Source organism: Paenibacillus sp. FSL L8-0708 (assembly GCF_038009325.1).
Taxonomy (GTDB): domain Bacteria; phylum Bacillota; class Bacilli; order Paenibacillales; family Paenibacillaceae; genus Paenibacillus_AQ; species Paenibacillus_AQ odorifer.
Window position 1 is genome coordinate 4,310,622 of the sequence record NZ_JBBPBC010000001.1, and the last position, 20,789, is coordinate 4,331,410.

A 20,789-nucleotide genomic window follows, 5' to 3' on the forward strand; every position below is an offset into this window, starting at 1 on the left:
CATAATGTAACCTCTGGATTTATCCCGCAGGATAGAAAAAGAGTGAAGATCAGCCCCCTACGTAATCATAATATCTTGTGCGCACAAGTTACTACATCCCGTTTAAGATAGGTATGTCCTACACTCTTTAACTAATGAATTTTATGTGTAAAATATATAGTCTCCCACAGCTGTCACCGAAACCATATCCCATATACGGCGAGTCCGACTAATAGTCTTGACTACGGACCCAGCTGACGCTATTGGCGAATTTATAGCCCTTGGAGCAAGTTTGCGGACTCCAGCGCTGCTATTCTCTCGCAAGCGGTGCATATATAGCCCTTTTCATGCAAATAACGACTATGCGGTCCGATAGCAGTCCAAAAAGGACGTATTCCCGCGTTTAGGGTCATCTGTGTCCGCTAGCGGCTTCGTACATGCAAATGTGATGTAATCACCCATGATCCATACAAACTTCCAGTTAGACTATGACTCCACTGTTAATTGACCCGTATCCATATTATTAAGCACAAGTTTCCCTTCCAGCGGGGTGCCATCTTCGCTCGCAAGCTTCAGCTTACCCGTACGGCCCTTTTCAATCAATGCCTTTACTTGTGTATCTGTAAGGGTACGCCCGTGGTTCTCTTTCCAGATCACGAACTTGCAGCCTTCTTTGTAATGAGAGCAGCCGTAGCCTTTTTTACCCATAAAAATCATCCCGCCACAGCCAGGACGCGGGCAGTTTCCGATAATTTTCGGACCTGAATTTGCTGATTCTTCTTCGTTAGCTGGTTTACGTTTTCTTGGCGCGGCAGGTTTATCGCTACTTTTACGAGATGTACCTCCACCACTCCGACCTTTAGCCCCTGTATTCACAGAAGGAGTTTCCCCTTCAAAAGAAGTTTTGGACGCCCGAGACTGCACACGAACCTTGTCCACGATCATACAGGCAAATCTTTTTACATTCTCCATAAATTGTCCGTCCGACGCCGTACCTCTGGATATCTCGTTCAAGCGACGTTCCCACTGGCCGGTCATTTCAGGTGAAGTCAACAGCTCGATGCCCGCTCCACGTATCAGTTCAATAGCCGTTCGTCCTTTTTGCGTGATGGCGATTTTTTTGCCTTGCATTTCAATGTATCCGACATTCTTAAGCCGTTCAATGGTTGCTGCTCGTGTGGCTGGAGTACCCAGCCCTGAATCCTTCATAGCATCCCGAAGCTCTTCGTCCTCAATCTGCTTTCCGGCACTTTCCATCGCTCTAAGCAGCGTGCCTTCCGTATAGTGTTTTGGCGGCTGTGTATCTTTCTCTTTAACGATAGCGTCACTACAGATCACCTCATCGACCGGAGCGATTGCGAATGGTTCATTCACTTCAATCTCTTCGTCTTCCTCATCATCCTTGTTTTTTCCTTTGGACGACTTCGTTTTATCTTTCTTCTGGTCCGCGTAAATTACCTTCCAACCGAGACTTAATAATTCCTTAACAGTAGTTTTGAACTTTTCGTCCTCTACATCAGTCATAACCGTATGCACTTTATATTCCGCAGCCGGATAGAACTGTGACAAAAAGCGCCGCACAATCAAATCATACAGCTTTCCCTCATCCGCACTAAGCCCTGTTGCTTTCCGATATGTAGGCAAAATCGCATGGTGATCCTCTACCTTGGAGGGATTGCAGATAAATTTGTTTCCTTTATGAACGAGATTACGATTCGCGCCCTTCACCCATTCATCATAAGCCGTCCCTTGGAGCGCAGATAAAGTCTTATGCATCTCCGGAATATTTTGTTCTGTAACATAGTTAGAATTCGTCCGCGGATAGGATATCACCTTATGCTTTTCATATAATGCTTGTGCGATATCGAGTGTTTTTTTAGCGGAAAAAGCGTACTTCCCGTTCGCCTCCCGCTGCAGCAGCGTTAAATCATACAGTTTATTCGGATACTCTTTCGTTTCCTTAACCTCATAAGAGTCAATACGTCCCGGTTTTCCTTTGACCTTGGCAGCCAGCGCCTCCGCCTTCTCACCATCAGTGAGCCGGTCACCCTGCCACATACCTTTATAAGTCATTTCATTTTGTGTAAAATGGCCCTCTACCTCAAAAAACTTAAGGGATGAGAACGCCTCAATCGTCTTCTGGCGATCATAAATAAGTGCAAGTACTGGGGTCTGAACTCTCCCCACCGACAGCAGCACATTATGTTTCGTAGTAAATGCACGTGATCCGTTCATACCGATTAACCAATCGGCTTCACTGCGCGCTTTTGCTGCTTTGGTTAGATTCTCGTACTCCGCCCCATCCTTTAGCTCTTGAAAGCCTTTGCGGATTGTCTCTGGTGTCAAATCGGAAATCCACAGCCGCTTCACAGGATGTTCAAGCTTCAAATGCCGCTGAATGAGCGAAAATATATGCTGGCCTTCTCGCCCGGCATCACAAGAATTTACTAGCAGATCGCTTCGTTTAGCCAGCTCTCCGATTACCTTCAGCTGATCAATGGTCCGCGCATTAGGAACTAGCTTGAATGGGTCCGGAATAATGGGAAGATCATTAATATCCCATTTTTTGTATTTCACATCATATGCATCCGGCTCAGCCAATCCGATTAGATGCCCTATTGCCCATGTAATAATGTACTGCTCCCCTTCAAGATAGGAACGGTAATTTTTAGCCTTTGGTTCTATTGCGGCGGCGATATTCCGCCCCATGTCCGGTTTCTCCGCAATAATAAGTGTCTTCAAAAACATTCGCTCCTTACCTTCTCGTTCTTAAGTCCAAAATAGGTCCAGTACTCTATTATAACATTAACCTCGGTTTTTTTTAATCGACCGGACTTTTCATAATCTTTCGTTTGATTTAAAATAAGTTGGTATAAGCGTATTCATATATCGGAGGGAAACAAACCTTGTATGAGAATCACAGATTTACAGAACCTTTTTCTGATCGAAACCTCTCTGCCCTAAAGGCGGATTGTGAGCAGTGCTTTGGCTTGTGTTGTGCCGCATTGCCTTTTGCTGCTTCCATAGATTTCGCTAGAGACAAAGACGCTGGACAGCCATGTCACAATCTACAGTCGGACTTTCGCTGTGGTGTACATACAGAGCTAAGAGAATTAGGCTACCGTGGTTGTACGGTCTATGACTGTTTTGGAGCTGGGCAAAAGATTTCTCAAGTCACTTATGCTGGAGAAGACTGGAGGAAAAAGCCGAAAACTGCGAAGCAAATGTTCGAGGTATTTCCGATCATGTGGCATTTGCACGAGCTGCTCTGGTATTTACATGAATCTTTAAACTTAGAAATAACCCGTACAATCCATAAGGAGCTGCAAACAGCTCTCGATGAAACGGAACAGCTCACTTTACTTAATCCTGAAGCACTTGTAAAAGTGGATGTTGCCGCTCATCGAGCAAAAATCAATATGTTACTGTTGCAGGTCAGTGAGCTTGTACGAACTGAGGCTCGCCGTAAACTAAAGAAATCAGCGAAGAATTTCAGTCGAGGTGCCGACCTTATGGGAGCTAAGCTCAAAGGAGCCGATCTTAGAGGCGCCAATTTGAGAGGAGCCTATTTAATAGCCGCAGACCTTAGGGACGCTGATCTCAGAGGTGCCGACCTTATTGGGGCAGACTTTCGCGATACTGACCTCAGAGGTGCTAATTTAGCAGAAGCTCTCTTTCTCACTCAGGCACAGATCAATGCGGCAAAAGGAAATACTCTCACAAAATTACCAGCAACACTCTCCTGCCCTGATCATTGGCATTCCCATTAAATGAAAAAAGATCATTTATATCAGCTGTGAATAGAATTGTTTGATCCGAGACACAGCTTCCATAATTTCTAAGACTTCTTTCCCCGCTGTGTTTCGGTTCAGATACTCTACTCTTCCCTGTGATGCTTCCTTGCCCACAACTATTGATAGAGGTATCCCGATCAAGCTTGAATCTTTAAATTTCACACCAGCGCGTTCATCCCTATCATCAATCAGCGTCTCAATGCCAAGCTTGGTTAGTTGATCATAGAGACCTTCGGCAACCGTCCGCTGCTCACTATCCTTGACGGACATTATCAAGATATGAACCTGATAAGGTGCCAATGCTGCTGGCCACATTAATCCATCCTCATCATGATGCTGTTCAGCAATAGCGGATAAAAGCCGTGAGATACCAATTCCGTAACAGCCCATAATCATAGGTTGACTTTTGCCTGAAGAATCTAAGTAAGAAGCGCCTAGCTTTTCACTGTATTTAGTACCTAATTTGAAGACATGACCCACTTCAATCCCTTGATGAAAATGCAAAATACCCTCCAAACAATGCGGACAAACTTCACCTTCTGCTACATTCCGAAAATCCCCCACATGCCCAAGCGAAAAATCTCTGCCGGGTACTACATTACGGAAGTGATAATCTTTTTCTCCCGCCCCTGTAATCCCTTGAGTCATATCAGCTACTGCCGCATCTGCTAGGACAGTAAGCGTTAAGCCTACAGGTCCTACAAATCCACTTTCAACGCCCGCTAAGGATTTCACAGACTCGTAGTCAGCAAGCTTAATCTCATTCGTTCCTAAATATTTACTTACCTTTATTTCATTGACTTCATGATCACCCCGGACCAGTACAGCAAAAATCTGTCCGTCACCTTCATAGATTAATGTTTTGATAATCTGGTCTGGCCGGATATCTAGCTCCTGCTCTAGTTGCTCAATTGTGCGCAAATCAGGAGTGAGGAATTTCTCTATCTCCGGTACTTGTATGACAACTTCATTTTTTACAGGCCGCACGGACTCTGCCTGTTCCAGATTGGCCGCATAATCACAAACGGTGCATGCAGCAATCGTATCCTCCCCAATATCAGCCAGCGCCATAAATTCATGACTGCCGCCCTCGCCTCCAATCGCACCGGAATCCGCATGGACAGCACGGAATTTCAATCCACATCGCTCAAATATCCGGTGATAAGCCTCGAACATTGGGATATATGATTTATCTAGACCTTCCAGGTTTGTGTCAAAAGAGTAAGCATCCTTCATCAAAAACTCTCTGCCTCTCAGCAGTCCAAAACGTGGTCGGCGTTCATCTCGGAACTTGGTCTGAATCTGATATACGGTAATAGGAAGCTTTCGATAGGAGCTGATCTCATTCCGTACGAGTGTGGTTACTACTTCCTCATGTGTAGGACCTAGTATGAATTCCCGCTCATGACGATCCCGCAGCGTCATCAGCTCCTTACCGTATACCTCATACCGGCCTGATTCTTTCCAGAGCTCCGCAGGCTGCATAGATGGCATCAATACCTCCTGAGCTCCAGAGACATCCATCTCATGCCGCACAATCGCTTCTATTTTCCGTAAAACACGTCTTCCAAGCGGTAAATAAGTATACACACCCGCTGCTAATTGGCGTATATATCCCGCACGCAGCAGTAGTTGATGACTGCTTGTCTCCGCCTCTGAAGGTGCCTCACGCAGAGTTGTTAATAAAAGATTACTTTGACGCATATTTATACCCTCCCTAAAAAATGAACGCTCTAAACGCAAAAAGACACATTCGTCAGGGACGAATGTGTCGTGATACCACCCTTATTTAACCGCCAGCCCGTACATAGTCTACACTTGATTTGGCGATCCTCGATCGAATAACGGCCGATTCCGGCAGCGGTTATACGCTGCAGCTACCCAGGCAGGATACCATCCACACGTATTTGAGGAACCTTTCAGCCGGTGAGTTCCCTCTCTGTTCTAACGCTACTAGGATCGTAAGTCCTTGGTCAATGCTTTTGTCATTTAAATATTGTATTAAATCTATATGAAAATAATATTTCCGTCAAGCGTCGGCTCCAAAAAGAAGCCGCTTCTCCAGCAGGTAAACTGCTTTTGAAACGGCTTCTTGAATTAATGCCTAGACAAGAACGCTTGAGCCCATCAGGTATTTATCCACTTCACGTGCAGCTTCGCGACCTTCATTGATGGCCCAGACCACCAAGCTTTGACCACGACGCATATCGCCAGCAGCAAACACTTTATCCACGTTCGTATTGAATTTGCCGTAACGTGCTTTCACATTGGTACGACGATCAGTCTCCAGGTTAAGCTCCTCAACAATATCTTGCTCCGGTCCATCGAAACCAATAGCGATGAGAGCGAGTTGAGCAGGATATACAGCTTCCGTTCCAGGAACGGGCTGGTAGATTTTACGACCTGTCTCATCCACGATCCGGCGGATCTGCACCGTATGAAGCTCCTTCAAGTTCCCCTCTTCATCCCCAACAAATTTAGTGGTCATGATAGAGAATTCACGCGGATCATCGCCAAAAATAGCTTTCGCTTCTTCTTGCGCATAATCCAAGCTGTACACATTCGGAAATTGCGGCCAAGGATTAGCAATCGGATCCCGTTGCAGAGGCGCTTTTTCATGTGTACCAAATTGAGTGATACTGCCGCAGCCATGACGAAGCGCTGTGGCAACACAGTCAGATCCTGTATCCCCGCCACCCAAGACGATTACATCTTTACCTTCAGCGGATACATAGTTACCATCCTCCAGATTGGAATTCAAGTAACTCTTGATCGTGCCATTTAAATAATCCATGGCATACATAACGCCCTTAAGCTCACTGCCTTCAATGTTGAAACGGCGTGCCTTAGTTGCTCCACCACACAGAACGACCGCATCATACTCATCAACAAGCTGCTGAGCCGGAATGTCTTTACCAATCTCAGTGTTCACTACGAAGTTAATCCCTTCAGCAGCCAGCAAATCTACACGACGTTGTACAACTTTTTTATCAAGCTTCATAGTAGGTATTCCATATGTCAGCAGTCCGCCAATGCGGTCACTGCGCTCAAATACAGTTACAGAATGTCCAGCCTTGTTAAGCTGTGCTGCTGCGGCAAGTCCAGCAGGTCCAGAGCCTACGATTGCAATTTTTTTGCCAGTCCGTTTCTCCGGAGGATTAGGTACAACCCAGCCCTCTTCAAAACCCTTATCAACGATCGCAAGTTCAATTGTTTTGATGGTTACCGGCTGTCCGATCAGGCCCACTGTGCAAGAGCCTTCACAGGGAGCGGGACAAATACTGCCTGTGAATTCAGGAAAGTTGTTTGTCTTATGCAGACGTTCCAGTGCTTCTTTCCAGAGTCCACGATATACCAAGTTATTCCACTCCGGAATTAAATTGTGTACTGGACAACCTGAGGTCCCGCCAGCCATATCAATACCTGTATGGCAATAGGGGGTTCCGCAATCCATACAACGTGCGCCCTGTGTCCGAAGCTCGTCCTCGGATAAATGATGGTGGAATTCTTCCCAGTCCTTTACCCGCTGCTCAGGATCCCGATCACCTGGGAGCTGCCGTTTATACTCCATAAAACCTGTAGGTGTAGACATGTTTACGTTTCCCCCATCCGTTCTCTTCGTGTTGAAGTATAGTACATTGTAGTATATTGCGGCTTCGTATGGTTGTCAGCAACGCAATGAAGTACCTGCACATTCTATTCTATACCTATACATAATCATTTCTAATTTTAATTATAGTAACATTCATCACTTTTGCACAGTAATGGATAAATCTACTGATTATTTGTACTATTTCACATGTTATGTCAGAGAAAACGTTTTATTGCTATTCCGTACGTTCATAAACAAGGAAACGGTAATCATACGGATTCTTCTCATCACGAATTCCCTTGATATTGGAGACCTCTTTCCACATCCTCCAGTCAATCTCAGGAAACCGGGTATCTCCTTCAAAATCCTGTTCGATCTGCGTCAACATCAACTTGTCAGCATACGGCAACATCAACCGGTAAATTTCCGCACCACCGATTACCATCAGCTCATCTTCTTTTCTACCCTCGCTGAGAGCCTCTTCAAGCGTGTGTAGAACCTCTGCACCTTCAGCTGAATAATCAGTATCCCTAGTTAGAATTAGGCTCGTTCTGCCCTTCAAGGGCTTGCCTCCGAGCGAATCCCATGTTTTGCGGCCCATTAGGATTCTTTTGCCTAATGTTTCTGCTTTGAAATAAGCAAAATCCAGCGGCAAATGCCAAGGCATATCGTTATCTTTTCCTATGACATGATTGGCACCCATTGCCCATATTAAGCTAATACTCATGAAGTTCTCTCCTTCCTCCATACTAAAGTAAAAAACTATACTGCCAGAAATAATATTTGCGAATCTTCATTTACAATTACGTTATACTGCGATCGGCGCTTTTATCGAAGGATGCGGATTGTACCCCTCAATGACCAGATCTTCCAGTTCAATATCAAAAATTGATTTCTTCTGTGAATTAATAACCAGTGTAGGCAATGCTCTTAATTCTCTTGATAATTGCTCTTTCACTTGCTCAACATGGTTTGAATAGATATGCGCATCACTAATGCTGTATACAAACTCGCCTACTTCTAGCCCACATTCGTATGCGATTAAATGCGTAAGCAAAGAGTAAGATGGAATATTGAAGTTTGCCCCGAGAAAAGAGTCCGCACTGCGTTGCAGCAAGTGACAGCTTAGTTTACCATTTGCAACGTAGAACTGGAACATAACGTGGCAGGGCGGTAACGCTGCTTTGCTTCCTTTCGTCCCAGCATTTATAACATCTTCCGGGTTCCATGCGCTGACAATTAAACGCCGAGAATCAGGATTTGTTTTGATCTGATGAATAACATCTTGTAATTGGTCAATTGATTCGCCAGTAGAAGATGTCCAATTCCGCCATTGCTTACCGTAAACGTTTCCTAGCTCGCCATATTTGGCAGCAAACTCATCATCTTCTAAGACACGATCACAGAATGCTTTCATCTCTGCTTGATATAATTGATTAAAATCTTCATCAACTAAACAACGATTCCCGAAGTCTGTCATATCCGGGCCAGCATATTCGTCCGAATCAACCCATCTTTTAAAAGCCCATTCATCCCAAATATGATTATTATTTATCAATAAATAACGAATGTTGGTATCACCTTTAATAAACCACAATAGCTCGCTTGCAATTAAACGAAACGGTGTACGTTTTGTTGTAAACAGCGGGAAGCCTTTTGATAAATCAAATCGCATCTGATAACCAAATACACTAATTGTACCAGTTCCTGTACGATCTTCTTTTTTCACACCATGATCCAAAATATATTGTAAAAAATTCAAATAGGTTTGTTCTAACTCATTCGTCAAAGTATTGCACCTCCGTAATATTTCACCTCATATATTATATCTGAAAAATCCGATTTTTGTAGAAGGTAAGATAATTTTTAAATATATTTAATAATCGGGTTACCTATTCAATTATAAAGGATTGATTCAGCAATTGTATCTCTACTCCGCTATCCTAAGCTCCACTCTTGCCCCATAAGCCCGAAGGCTTGCTTGTCCACCCACAGGAAAGGTAATCATCGGCGATGTATGTCCAAAGTCCACGTCTGCAATCACAGGAATATCGGATAATTCTTCTTTTGAGCGGATAATTGTGGTCAGCAGCTTCTTTGACATACGCGATTCTTTTTGGAACCTGCCGATCACCAACCCTTTGACCTCTTCAAACTCAGGCTGATGAATTAGGGATTGCAGATCTCGATCAAAGGTTGCAGGTGCTGACTCATAATCATCCTCAATGAACAAGATAGAATTTTTAAAACTTGGCATATACTCTGTTCCCTGCAAAAGATTTAAAGTGCATAAATTGCCACCAATAATCGTTCCTTTCGCTTCCCCATCATTGATAATGAACGAACCTTCATTTTTAATAAATATCCGGTTTTCCTGATCCAGATACCACTCATCATCACTCCAATGCCTGGAAGGCTGCACTAGAATTTCTTTATTCTCCATCATCAGCTTGCGGAAATATTCGATAGTATATTCATTATCGTGGAGCATCGCAAATGTGGAAAAATGCGGTCCGGAGTATGTAACTAATCCTGTTTGAGCATAAATCGCATTACTTAGTGCAGTAATATCCGAATAACCACATAAACGCTTTGGATTCTCTGCAATGATTGAATAATCTATATAACGCAGCAGCTGGTTACTATTGAAGCCCCCAATGGTCGTTAATATTCCTTTCACTTTGGGGTCTAAAAAGGCTTCGTGCAAATCCTCAATTCTTGAATCGATAGAAGAGGAAACAAAATCATCCGTCTCAAAAGAATTTGTTGAAATGGATATCCGAAAACCTAACCGTTCAAGCTGCTCTTTAGCGATTTTTCTTTGCTGAGCATCGATTAATGACAAACTTCTGGAAGGAGAGATAATACGCAGCTCATCTCCAGGCTTTAATTTATCAGCTCTCATCATTGAACCTCCCTATATTTATAAAATACAGATTAAGTAATTGCTCTTCCTCCCAGTATATCTCTTTTCAAAAAAGTGGAAAACACAAAAAAAGGCGGAACGCATTTGCGTCCGCCTTTCTGTTGCCTGCTAGAGCAATTTTTGGAGAAAAATTATTTCATTACATGAATTGGGTGACCTTCAACCAATTCAGCAGCTTCCATGACGATTTCGCCAAGGGTTGGATGCGCATGAATAGTCAAAGCGATATCTTCAAGCGTTGCGCCCATTTCGATTGCCAAACCAAGTTCAGCGATCAAGTTAGAAGCTTCGATACCAACGATTTGAGCTCCCAGTACCAAATTGTTCTCGGAGTTAGCAACAATTTTGATGAAACCTTCTGGGCTGTTCAAAGATACTGCGCGACCATTTCCTGCGAACGGGAATTTGCCACTTTTCACTTTGTAGCCTTTGTCTTTTGCTTCTTTTTCAGTCAAACCAACGCTTGAACACTCAGGATCTGTAAATACAACAGCTGGGATGACTTTGTAGTCAACAACAGATGTAAGTCCTGCGATTGCTTCAGCAGCGATTTTACCTTCGTAAGAAGCCTTGTGAGCCAAAGCAAGACCTGGAACAACGTCGCCGATAGCGAAGATGGTAGGAATGCTTGTGCGTCCTTGGTGATCAACTTTGATCAATCCGCGCTCGTCGAGCTCAAGACCGATCAGGTCCAGACCAAGTTCACCGTCAGTGTTAGGACGACGACCTACAGTAACAAGCAAGTAATCTGCTGTAACTTCTTTGGACTCGCCACCAACAGAGTATTTCACGGTTACTTCTTTGTCGTTCTGAACAGCACTTTCAGCTTTAGCGTTAGTTACGATTTCGATGCCAGTTTTAGCCATGTTTTTCGCAACAAGACGAGTCATATCTTTATCGAAGCCTGGAAGTACAGTATCCAAACCTTCGATGATTGTTACTTTAGTGCCAAATTTAGAGTACATTTGACCAAGCTCGGCACCGATGTATCCACCACCGATTACGATCATGCTCTTCGGAATTTCTGGAAGTTCCAGAGCTTCAGTCGAAGACAGAATACGTCCGCCGAATGGGAAAGGTTTAAGTTCAATTGGACGGGAACCTGTAGCAATGATGCAGTGTTTGAAGCGGTAACGTGGAGATTCATGATCATTGAACACACGTGCTTCTGTGTCGCTGATAAACATGCACTCGCCGTTAAATACTTCAATTTTGTTGCCCTTCATCAAGCTAGTCACACCGCTAGTCATTTTTTTAACTACGCTGTTCTTGAATTCTTGAGTTTTGGCAAAATCCACTTTAACATTCTCAGCTGTAACGCCGAAAACTTCACCATGCTGTGCGGATTCAAATTGATGCGCAGCAGCGATCAAGGCTTTAGAAGGAATACATCCACGGTTCAAACATACACCGCCGAGTTCCGATTTATCCACGATGAGGACTTTTTGGCCGAGCTGGGCGGCACGAATTGCCGCCACATACCCACCAGGACCTGCACCAATGACCAATGTATCAATATCTAGTGAAGCGTCTCCTACTACCATAATTATACCTCCATAACCAGCAGCTCAGGATTATTGAGCAGCGATTTAATGTAGTTCATAAAGTTTTGAGCAGTCGCACCATCGATAATACGGTGGTCAAAGCTGAGTGACAACGCCATTACTGGAGCAACTACGATTTCACCATTTTTCACAACTGCTTTTTCACTGATACGGCCAGTTCCGAGGATAGCCACTTCAGGGAAGTTGATGATTGGAGTAAAGAACATACCGCCAGCAGAACCGATGTTACTGATGGAGATCGTGCTGCCCTTCATTTCGTTAGCAGACAATTTACCGTCACGGCCACGAACGGCCAAGTCAGTGATGCTGCTAGCAATCATCCAAATGCTCTTACGGTCAGCGTCTTTGATAACTGGAACGATCAAACCGTTTGGTGTATCAGTAGCGATACCGATATTGTAGTATTTCTTGTAGACAATTTCCCCTGCTTCTTCATCAATCATAGCATTGAGTGCTGGGAATTGACGGGAAGCTGCAACAAGTGCCTTAACGATGAATGGAAGGTAAGTAACCTTAACGCCTTTTTTCTCAGCAATAGGTTTCATACGTGTACGGAATGCTACCAGTTCAGTAACATCTACTTCATCCATGATGGTTACGTGTGGAGCAGTGTAAGCCGATTTAACCATTGCGTTGGAGATCGCCTTACGAATACCCTTGAATGGTACACGTTCTTCTTCAAGACTAACGTTACCGCTAGTTGCTGCAGGTGCTGCTTTAGCTTCGGTTTTAGCAGCCTTAGGAGCTTCAGACGACGCTGCTGCTGCAGGAGCTGCTGGTGTAGAACCACCTTTCAAGAAGGCTTCTACGTCTTCACGAGTGATTTTACCACCTTTACCAGTTCCGTTCACTTTGGAAATATCCACTTTTTGCTCACGAGCAAATTTGCGAACGCTTGGTGTAGCCAAAACATCGCGGTCAGGAGCTGGTGTTACACTTGCAGATCCGCCTTCTTTAGCCTCAGCAGGGCTTGTTGCTGCAGGGGAAGAAGTAGTGTTTGCACTTCCTTTTGCTGCATCGGCTTCAGCAGATGCATGACCTTCTTGTTCAGGAACGTCGCCTTCAGCAGCGATAATAGCTACAACTTCGCCTACGCGGCAAACTTGGCCATCTTTAGTCAGAACTTCCAATACAGTACCATTCACTGGACATGGAACCTCAACTACCGCCTTGTCATTTTGAACTTCCATGATGATGTCATCATCCGTTACCTTGTCACCGGCTTTGATATGCATTTTGATGATTTCACCTTCATGCAGACCTTCACCCAGCTCAGGGAAGCGATATTCAAAATTCGATGCTTTGTTAGATGCTGGAGCAGCTGGAGCAGCTGGTGCAGCTGGCGCTTGAGCAGCAGGAGCTTCAGTAGCAGCACCCTCTTGATCAGGCACGTCACCTTCTGCTTCGATAATAGCCACTACTTCACCGACACGGCATACTTGACCGTCTTTTGTCAGAACTTCCAATACAGTACCGTTTACTGGGCAAGGCACCTCAACTACCGCCTTGTCATTTTGAACTTCCATTACGATATCATCATCCGTTACCTTGTCACCGGCTTTGATATGCATTTTGATGATTTCACCTTCATGCAGACCTTCACCTAGTTCAGGAAATCGGTATTCAAACTTTGCCACTTTGAAAACCTCCTCGTGAAATTGGGACTAACCTTATGATTTAAACTTTATAAGATGAAACAACGTTGTCATCCATATGGATGACAACTGTTTCTCGTAAAAATATTTAGAATTCCAAAACTTTCTTCACGCCTGCAATAATACGTGCAGGGTTTGGAAGCCATGTATCTTCTATTTGTGCGAATGGATACACAGTATCAGGACCTGCGATACGAAGCACAGGTGCTTCCAAGTGCAGTAGTGCTTTTTCATTGATTTGTGCGATAACTTCAGCAGCTACACCCGCACTCTTTTGTGCTTCTTGCACCACGATAGCACGGTTAGTCTTCTTCACAGACGCTACAATAGTATCGATGTCGATTGGACTTACAGTACGAAGGTCGATAATTTCAACATTAACGCCTTCTTTTTCGAGTTGCTCGGCTGCTTTGGTAGCTGTATGTACCATCAGCCCGTAAGTAATGATCGAAACGTCAGAACCTTCACGTACTACGTTCGCTTTACCAAGTTCAACTGTATATTCACCTTCTGGCACTTCAGCACGGAATGCATGATAAAGGTTCAAGTGCTCCATGAAGAAGACAGGGTCATTGTCGCGGATAGACGCGATTAGAAGTCCCTTAGCATCATATGGGTTTGAAGGAATTACAACTTTAATCCCTGGGCTTTGTGCGATCAAACCTTCGAGTGAGTCAGTGTGAAGCTCAGCAGCCTTAACTCCGCCACCAAAAGGAGTACGGAATACTACTGGAGCGTTATATTTACCGCCAGAACGCCAGCGCAAACGCGCTGCTTGAACAACGATTTGATCCAGTGCTTCAAAGATAAAACCTACGAATTGAATTTCAGCAATCGGACGGAAGCCTTGTACACCAAGACCAAATGCCAGACCGCCGATAGCGGACTCAGCTAGTGGTGTATCAAAAATACGATCTTCGCCAAATTCCTTTTGCAGACCTTCAGTTACACGGAAAACGCCACCTACATTACCAACATCCTCTCCGAAGATAAGAACGTTAGGGTCACGATTCAGTTCAACGCGCATCGCGTCGCGAATCGCTTCTTTCATATTCATTTGTGCCATTGCCTGATATCCCCCTTATTCAAAATCGGCTTTTTGCTCTTCCAGATGTTTAGGTGTTACTTCGAACATGCTGTCGATCAAGCCAGGTATTGTCATTTTTTCGGTTTGTTCAGCTTTTTTGATCTGCTCGTTAACAGTAGCTTTCGCTTCATCCTTCACGCGCAGAGTATCTTCTTCAGTCCAAAGACCTTTCTTCTCCAAATACTTGGCAAGACGGGCGATTGGATCCTTTTCACTCCATTGTCCTTCTTCTTCTTTCGAACGATATTTACTTGCATCGTCAGAAAGGGAGTGTGGACGGAAACGGTAAGTTACAGCTTCGATCAATGTAGCACCTTCGCCGTTGCGTGCACGTTCTGCAGCATCACGTACAGCACTGATTACTGCAAAGATGTCCATACCGTCAACCTTAATCCCTGGAATACCAGCTGCAACCGCTTTGTGAGCGATCGATTTGGAAGCCGTTTGTTTAGCGAACGGAGTCGTAATCGCATAACCGTTGTTTTGAACAAAGAAGATTACAGGCAGTTTAAAACGACCAGCAAAGTTCAAGCCTTCGTAGAAGTCACCTTCTGAAGAACCGCCATCACCAGTGTAAGTAATTGCAACATTCTTTTGTTTTTTCAATTTGAAGCCCATAGCAATACCAGTAGCGTGCAGGATTTGCGCACCGATGATTATTTGTGGCATCAATACATTAACCCCGTCAGGAATAGCTCCACCATGTTGGTGACCGCGGGAATATAAGAAAGCTTGGTACAATGGAAGTCCGTGCCATACTAGCTGCGGAATATCACGGTAGCCTGGGCATAAGAAGTCTTCTTTCTCCAAAGCGAACTCACTACCAATCATGGTAGCTTCTTGACCGGATACCGGTGCGTAGAAACCAAGGCGACCTTGACGGCCAAGGTTTACTGCACGATCATCCCAAGTACGGGTAAATACCATACGATACATAATTTCTTTCAGTTGATCGTCGGTTAAATCGGGCATCTTATCCTTATTGATAATTTCTCCATCCGGGGAAAGTACCGATAGAGCCTCGACGTCCTCTGTATACACTTCATAAGGAACTTTACTCATTATCTTCACCTCAATAAAAAAATTTGAATATCAGCTGCCTCTGTTATAATATTATTATACACCTGTTTAGTTACTTTCGTCAAAGAAATACTTATAAAATTTATATTCCTTCAAATTTTGTATGTATAACAGGTGAGGAAATTTTATATAACAGTTTAACACTTTTCCAACAAGTAAATGATTAATAACACAGTTACACATTTAATAATTTTAGCGTAACCCTGTGTGTATTGCAAAATTCGACAAGAAAGGTGACGTGACAACGATGAGCGATTCTGTTTTTCTGAAACGCACAATTGTAAAAGAAACGCTTTGGAGTGAACATCTGCAGGAGGAACGTAAATTACGTATCTATCTGCCCCCAGGCTACAATGAAGTTCTGAGTTACCCCGTGGTGTACTGCCAAGACGGAGAAGAATTTTTCAACTTTGGACGCATTGCTACACTTGCTGGACAACTTATTATAGAAGAAGATGTCGAGCCCTTCATTATCGTTGGTGTAGAAGTTAACGTCGCTGTTCGGACTCAAGAATACGCTCCGTTCGGCAGCCGATTCAAGGAGTACCTATCTTGCTTTTCCGAAGAGATTATTCCCTTCATTGAAAAAAATTATCCCGTACGCCGTACACCCGACGAACGAATCTTAGCCGGTGATTCCCTTGGAGGCAGCGTCTCCCTCCATCTCGCTCTTGCTTATCCAGCTATCTTCACACGTATCATCAGCCTATCCGGTGCATTCTATCCCGAATCACAAGCCATGCTGGCTAAAGAAGAAGATCTCTCCTGGCTCAACATTAATATGGTCGTTGGACTGCAGGAAACAGATTACCAGACTGATACAGGGACCTATGATTTTGTTCAGATGAACAGAGAAACAAAAGCATTGCTTGAAGCACGTGGAGCTACCTTATCCTACCGGGAGAAAGACGGTCGTCATCTCTGGGGCTTTTGGCAAAAGGAACTCCCTGAATCTCTACTCTATTTTTTAAACACATAATGCCTTATTGATAGAAGCAAAAAATGAACATCTAAAGAACGTATGTAGATTTCAGCCGTGTTTACGCTTACAGTTTAATCCAGCAAATTTCCTTAATTTACTTTAATACTAATCAGAGAGGCTGGAACCCAACCGGGTTACAGCTTTTCTCTTATCACCATTTCTAGCAACACGTCACAGCCTGCATTGATCAAATCATATACCTGTTCAAAATTACCTGTAAAATAAGGGTCTGGTACTTCTCTCAATTCTTCCTCAGGCAATAAATCCATGAAGAACAAAAGCTTAGCCTCTTCCCCACCAGGAACCTTTCGAACATTCTCTCCATTAGACTTGTCCATGCAGACGATATAATCAAACTTCTGAAAATCCTCGCTACTGACCAAACGCGCTGCCATATTTGCATAGCTAATCTTGTTTTGATCAAGTATACGTCTAGTCCCTTCATGCGGTTCCTTACCTATATGCCAATCTCCAGTTCCTGCAGAGTCAACCAGAATCTTATGTGAAAGCTCTCGTTCATCAATCTTATGGCGCAGAACGGCCTCCGCCATTGGTGAGCGACAAATATTACCCAGACAGACAAATAGCACGTTTACGATTTCATTCACCTCCCAATTGTTAAAACATTAGTAAATATGAATTTATGCACATAAAAAATCGCACACTATCATTTTAGCGTTGTCTTGGTCAATTGTGCAACTTTTCGATCTGCATTATACTGGGACAGGATAACCAACTAGAGTTTTAGAGGAGGAATGGATGTTATGCCATCCAAACGAGTTGTTATTTTTGCCGGTGGAGAACTATCTCCGGATTATTTCGCTCTATTAGATGAAGAAGATTTTATTATCGGTGCGGACCGGGGTGCATTATTCCTCATCTCACATGGATATATACCCGATATTGCGGTAGGTGATTTTGATTCTGTATCGCCTGAGGCTTTTCAGGATATTCAATCCAAAAGTAAAAAAACAATCACTTGTGACGCCGTGAACAAGGATTTAACCGACAGTGAGATGGCACTCGATATTGCAATGAATCAGCAACCTGATTCTATTTTACTATTAGGAGTTACAGGCACTCGAATTGATCACTCCTTAGCCAGCATTCAAATGATGACAAGGGCTCTGCAACGGCAAATCAATTGCTACGTGATGGATTCTAATAACTATGTGACACTTACCGGATCCCAAACAGTCATTGAAGATTTGGGCTACACCTATGTATCTTTGCTTCCATTAACTCCTGAAGTAACAGGGATTACATTAGAAGGATTTCAATATCCTTTGAATGATGCTACTTTAAAGCTAGGGCAATCTCTAGGTGTAAGCAACAAACTGATTTCCTCCACTGGAACAGTTAGAATACGTAGTGGATTATTGCTGATTATCCAGAGCAAAGACTAAATACATAGTGATATAGAAACATCCTTGTAACTTTTGTTTCAAAATTAAAAAGCCGTTAAATCCTTTATATATCAAGGGGTTTGCGGCTTATTTTATTGCCCAAAATATCAAGTTATTAATTTTTTGTAACTTTTAATGAATTTTTAATAAAACGTTTACAACCCAGGCCCAGCCTCACTTTATTGCTGCTCTACCAAATTTTATGACATAGATAACCTGCTATACTACGAATCAGGCAAGCAAGACAAGCCAAGCAAGACAGATTGATATACTAACTTTGGAGGTACTTACAACATGAATAAACAACAATGGATAAAAAAAGCGATTGTTATAGGAATGGTTACTACAATGGGCTTAGGAACAATGATGGCAACTGGTGTAGGTGCAACTAAAGTTGAAGCCGCTACGGTGTCCAAAGGACAAAGCGTTGTCAATTTCGGAAAAAACTTTATGGGAACTCCATACAAATTCGGAGCCTCTACTTCTACTACTAAGGTTTTTGACTGCTCTTCCTTTATGAAACATATCTTTAATAAATATAATGTATCATTACCCCGCACAGCTGCGGCTCAATCAAAAGTAGGAACTGCTGTATCCAAAGCTAACCTTCGTGTCGGCGATCTTGTATTCTTCTCCAGCGGCAGCAGAGCAACTGGTAAAAATGTAACTCACGTAGCTGTATACGCTGGAAACGGTAAAATTCTGCACACTTACGGTAAACCAGGTGTTACGGTTTCTGATCTTAATTCTGGTACATGGAAAAAGACTTATCTAAAGGCTCGCCGCGTACTGTAAACAACAGCTCTATAGTAGAGTCTTTTCTATAAAAGAGAATTAGTCTCAGGATGTGGTGCTGCCTTCGGGCACCCTCATTACATATCCTGTTCCGCGAACAGTATGAATCAACTTGTTCCGGTACCCTTTATCAATTTTTAAGCGGATATGCCTGATGTATACATCTACAACATTGGTATCTGCATGGAATTGATATCCCCATACTTGTTTGAGTATTTCCTCGCGGGAACATATAATCCCTCGATTCGCAGCGAGATAATATAGAAGATCGAATTCTTTATGCGTCATCTTAAGCTCGATCCCTTCACGGGTGACCAGCCTGCGGCTGGGATCGAGCATTAAACCATCTACCTTTAACAGATGTTTTAAATTTCGACGCCGACCCGTGAGGGTTAATAAATTTAGAATTCTACATTTAAATTCACCGGTATGTAGTGGTTTTGTCATGAAATCATTCCCTCCGGCTAAAAAGGCCGCAACTGCTCCGTTACCAGATAATTCTTCGGAAATCACCATGACCGGAAGAATCATTCCCTCATCTCTTACTGCGGAAATGATTTTCCATCCTTCCCATGTTCCCACCTCGCCTAAATCAGCAAGCAGCAATACCGGTTCTACTTCAGAAATGGATAAGCGAAGATCTTCGGGATCTTCGCTTTTTGTTATTTGCAGACCGATATCATTAAACACTTTCGCAATAGCGTCTAGTTCTTCCTCTCCTCTTCCGTTTCCCGCAGACATATACCATATCATTTGCTCACTCACGAAGATCCCCCGTATCCATCAGACATGCATCAGCATCCCATTAATAGATATAGAATCCCCGGAAAACAAAGAGACCATTCCTATGAAATGGCCTGAGGATCTGTTTATTATGCTTTTTATCCAAAATATCGATGATAAAAGCTACGGGCAGCGGCAATATCCTTCGTTCCATGGATCAATGCCCGGCCATCTGCGAAGATCACCATCCGGTAAGGACCTTCCTTAAAGGAAATTAGATAAGGATTGCTCTCTACCTCACCGTCTCCTAAACGAGACAGACGACTGGCTGTTTCCTGCAAGTTAAGTTTCTGCGGCCGGGCAGGGCGGATCTGTACGGTATCCCTGCCACAAAGCACATCACTTCGTTCCGTATTTAAGGCTGTTAGATAAGGGTAGATCGGATGAGTCCCACAAGATGGACAATTCTCCTTTTTAGCACTTTTCACGCCAATTTCTTGATGTTCATTACGCCATACATCGAAAGTCAGCAGTTTATTCCGTAATTGGTCCTTACGGTTACCGAGAAGCTTTAACGCCTCAGCTGTAGCATTTGCAGTAACCAATTGCACGGCCTGTGGGAGAATACCCGCTGTATCACAGGTATCTCCCTCTAGTGGAACTGTACCTAAAAGACAATGAAGACATGGCGTTTCTCCAGGCAAAATCGTATATGTAATTCCATAGCTTCCTACACAAGCTCCATAAATCCAAGGGATATTATTCTTTTGGGCAATATCATTAATGATGAGACGTGTATCGAAATTATCAGTCCCATCCATAATCAGGTCCACCCCTGAGATGAGTCCTTCCAGCTCTTCCTTCCGCACATCCATAACATGCGCTTCTATGACAACCTCAGAATTAATCTGCTGCAGTCTGTTCTGGGCTGCAATGGCTTTTGGAGCTCTCTCCTGCGCATCCATCTCGGTATACAGCTGTTGGCGCTGCAGGTTACTCCACTCTACATAATCGCGGTCAACGATGAGAACATGCCCAACCCCACAGCGGACTAATGTCTCTGCAATCCCTGTACCTAACGCACCCGCACCAACTACAAGCACTTTTGATTTTACGAGACCCTGCTGTCCTTCAGTTCCAAACGGCGCGAAACGTATCTGTCGTGAGTATCGATCTGCTCGCCCAGCGTTATGAAACATACATTA

Annotated in this window: 17 protein-coding genes; 4 read left to right on the top strand and 13 right to left on the bottom strand. The window is 43.7% G+C overall.

Features of this window, described 5'->3' with window-relative positions; genetic code table 11:
* Nucleotides 1–465: 465 nt before the first annotated feature.
* Complete coding sequence (locus tag NYE58_RS20525) at nt 466–2,721, bottom strand: type IA DNA topoisomerase (protein ID WP_341002937.1); 2,256 nt, start codon at nt 2,719–2,721, stop codon at nt 466–468.
* 164 nt (nt 2,722–2,885) lie between these two features.
* Here NYE58_RS20525 and NYE58_RS20530 point away from each other — a divergent pair, with 164 nt between their 5' ends.
* Nucleotides 2,886–3,749, top strand: coding sequence for a pentapeptide repeat-containing protein (locus NYE58_RS20530; protein ID WP_341002938.1), 864 nt, complete (start codon nt 2,886–2,888; stop codon nt 3,747–3,749).
* A gap of 15 nt (nt 3,750–3,764) precedes the next feature.
* On the opposite strand, the gene NYE58_RS20535 is transcribed toward NYE58_RS20530, so the two are convergent.
* The 9 genes from NYE58_RS20535 to pdhA all read right to left on the bottom strand — a co-directional run bounded on the left by NYE58_RS20535 (nt 3,765) and on the right by pdhA (nt 15,660).
* Nucleotides 3,765–5,477: a proline--tRNA ligase gene (locus NYE58_RS20535; RefSeq protein WP_341002939.1), complete on the bottom strand. Its 1,713-nt coding sequence runs from the start codon at nt 5,475–5,477 to the stop codon at nt 3,765–3,767.
* Between the two features lie 400 nt (nt 5,478–5,877).
* Complete coding sequence (locus tag NYE58_RS20540; RefSeq protein WP_076130028.1) at nt 5,878–7,365, bottom strand: glutamate synthase subunit beta; 1,488 nt, start codon at nt 7,363–7,365, stop codon at nt 5,878–5,880.
* Nucleotides 7,366–7,600: 235 nt separating this feature from the next.
* Complete coding sequence (locus NYE58_RS20545; protein ID WP_341002940.1) at nt 7,601–8,092, bottom strand: dihydrofolate reductase; 492 nt, start codon at nt 8,090–8,092, stop codon at nt 7,601–7,603.
* Nucleotides 8,093–8,173: 81 nt separating this feature from the next.
* Nucleotides 8,174–9,154: a thymidylate synthase gene (locus NYE58_RS20550; protein WP_076277047.1), complete on the bottom strand. Its 981-nt coding sequence runs from the start codon at nt 9,152–9,154 to the stop codon at nt 8,174–8,176.
* Between the two features lie 141 nt (nt 9,155–9,295).
* Nucleotides 9,296–10,270: a S66 family peptidase gene (locus NYE58_RS20555; protein WP_076277048.1), complete on the bottom strand. Its 975-nt coding sequence runs from the start codon at nt 10,268–10,270 to the stop codon at nt 9,296–9,298.
* 152 nt (nt 10,271–10,422) lie between these two features.
* Nucleotides 10,423–11,835, bottom strand: a complete 1,413-nt coding sequence (gene lpdA, locus NYE58_RS20560) for a dihydrolipoyl dehydrogenase (RefSeq protein ID WP_036687684.1) — start codon at nt 11,833–11,835, stop codon at nt 10,423–10,425.
* A 2-nt stretch (nt 11,836–11,837) separates the two neighbouring features.
* On the bottom strand, nt 11,838–13,493 hold the full coding sequence (locus NYE58_RS20565) for a 2-oxo acid dehydrogenase subunit E2 (protein ID WP_341002941.1): 1,656 nt from the start codon (nt 13,491–13,493) through the stop codon (nt 11,838–11,840).
* Between the two features lie 106 nt (nt 13,494–13,599).
* Nucleotides 13,600–14,577, bottom strand: coding sequence for an alpha-ketoacid dehydrogenase subunit beta (locus tag NYE58_RS20570; protein WP_038571553.1), 978 nt, complete (start codon nt 14,575–14,577; stop codon nt 13,600–13,602).
* Between the two features lie 15 nt (nt 14,578–14,592).
* The gene (pdhA, locus tag NYE58_RS20575; protein ID WP_038571556.1) at nt 14,593–15,660 is read right to left on the bottom strand and encodes a pyruvate dehydrogenase (acetyl-transferring) E1 component subunit alpha; all 1,068 of its coding nucleotides are present in this window, start codon (nt 15,658–15,660) and stop codon (nt 14,593–14,595) included.
* Nucleotides 15,661–15,925: 265 nt separating this feature from the next.
* Here pdhA and NYE58_RS20580 point away from each other — a divergent pair, with 265 nt between their 5' ends.
* A complete protein-coding gene (locus tag NYE58_RS20580; RefSeq protein WP_076217979.1) occupies nt 15,926–16,657 on the top strand; it encodes an alpha/beta hydrolase in 732 nt (243 codons plus the stop codon).
* Nucleotides 16,658–16,794: 137 nt separating this feature from the next.
* Here NYE58_RS20580 and NYE58_RS20585 read toward each other — a convergent pair whose 3' ends face one another.
* On the bottom strand, nt 16,795–17,259 hold the full coding sequence (locus NYE58_RS20585; protein ID WP_076184504.1) for a low molecular weight protein-tyrosine-phosphatase: 465 nt from the start codon (nt 17,257–17,259) through the stop codon (nt 16,795–16,797).
* Between the two features lie 165 nt (nt 17,260–17,424).
* Between NYE58_RS20585 and NYE58_RS20590 the strand changes: the two genes are divergently transcribed.
* Both NYE58_RS20590 and NYE58_RS20595 read left to right on the top strand, forming a co-directional pair.
* Nucleotides 17,425–18,066 carry a thiamine diphosphokinase gene (locus NYE58_RS20590; RefSeq protein WP_036687693.1) on the top strand — a complete coding sequence of 214 codons (642 nt, stop codon included), beginning with the start codon at nt 17,425–17,427 and terminating at the stop codon, nt 18,064–18,066.
* 294 nt (nt 18,067–18,360) lie between these two features.
* Nucleotides 18,361–18,861: a C40 family peptidase gene (locus NYE58_RS20595; protein WP_076128433.1), complete on the top strand. Its 501-nt coding sequence runs from the start codon at nt 18,361–18,363 to the stop codon at nt 18,859–18,861.
* A gap of 45 nt (nt 18,862–18,906) precedes the next feature.
* Here the strand turns inward: NYE58_RS20595 and NYE58_RS20600 are convergent, their stop codons facing one another.
* Nucleotides 18,907–19,626: a response regulator transcription factor gene (locus tag NYE58_RS20600; RefSeq protein ID WP_076128431.1), complete on the bottom strand. Its 720-nt coding sequence runs from the start codon at nt 19,624–19,626 to the stop codon at nt 18,907–18,909.
* Nucleotides 19,627–19,742: 116 nt separating this feature from the next.
* The gene (locus NYE58_RS20605) at nt 19,743–20,783 is read right to left on the bottom strand and encodes a ThiF family adenylyltransferase (protein WP_341002943.1); all 1,041 of its coding nucleotides are present in this window, start codon (nt 20,781–20,783) and stop codon (nt 19,743–19,745) included.
* Nucleotides 20,784–20,789: the final 6 nt, after the last annotated feature.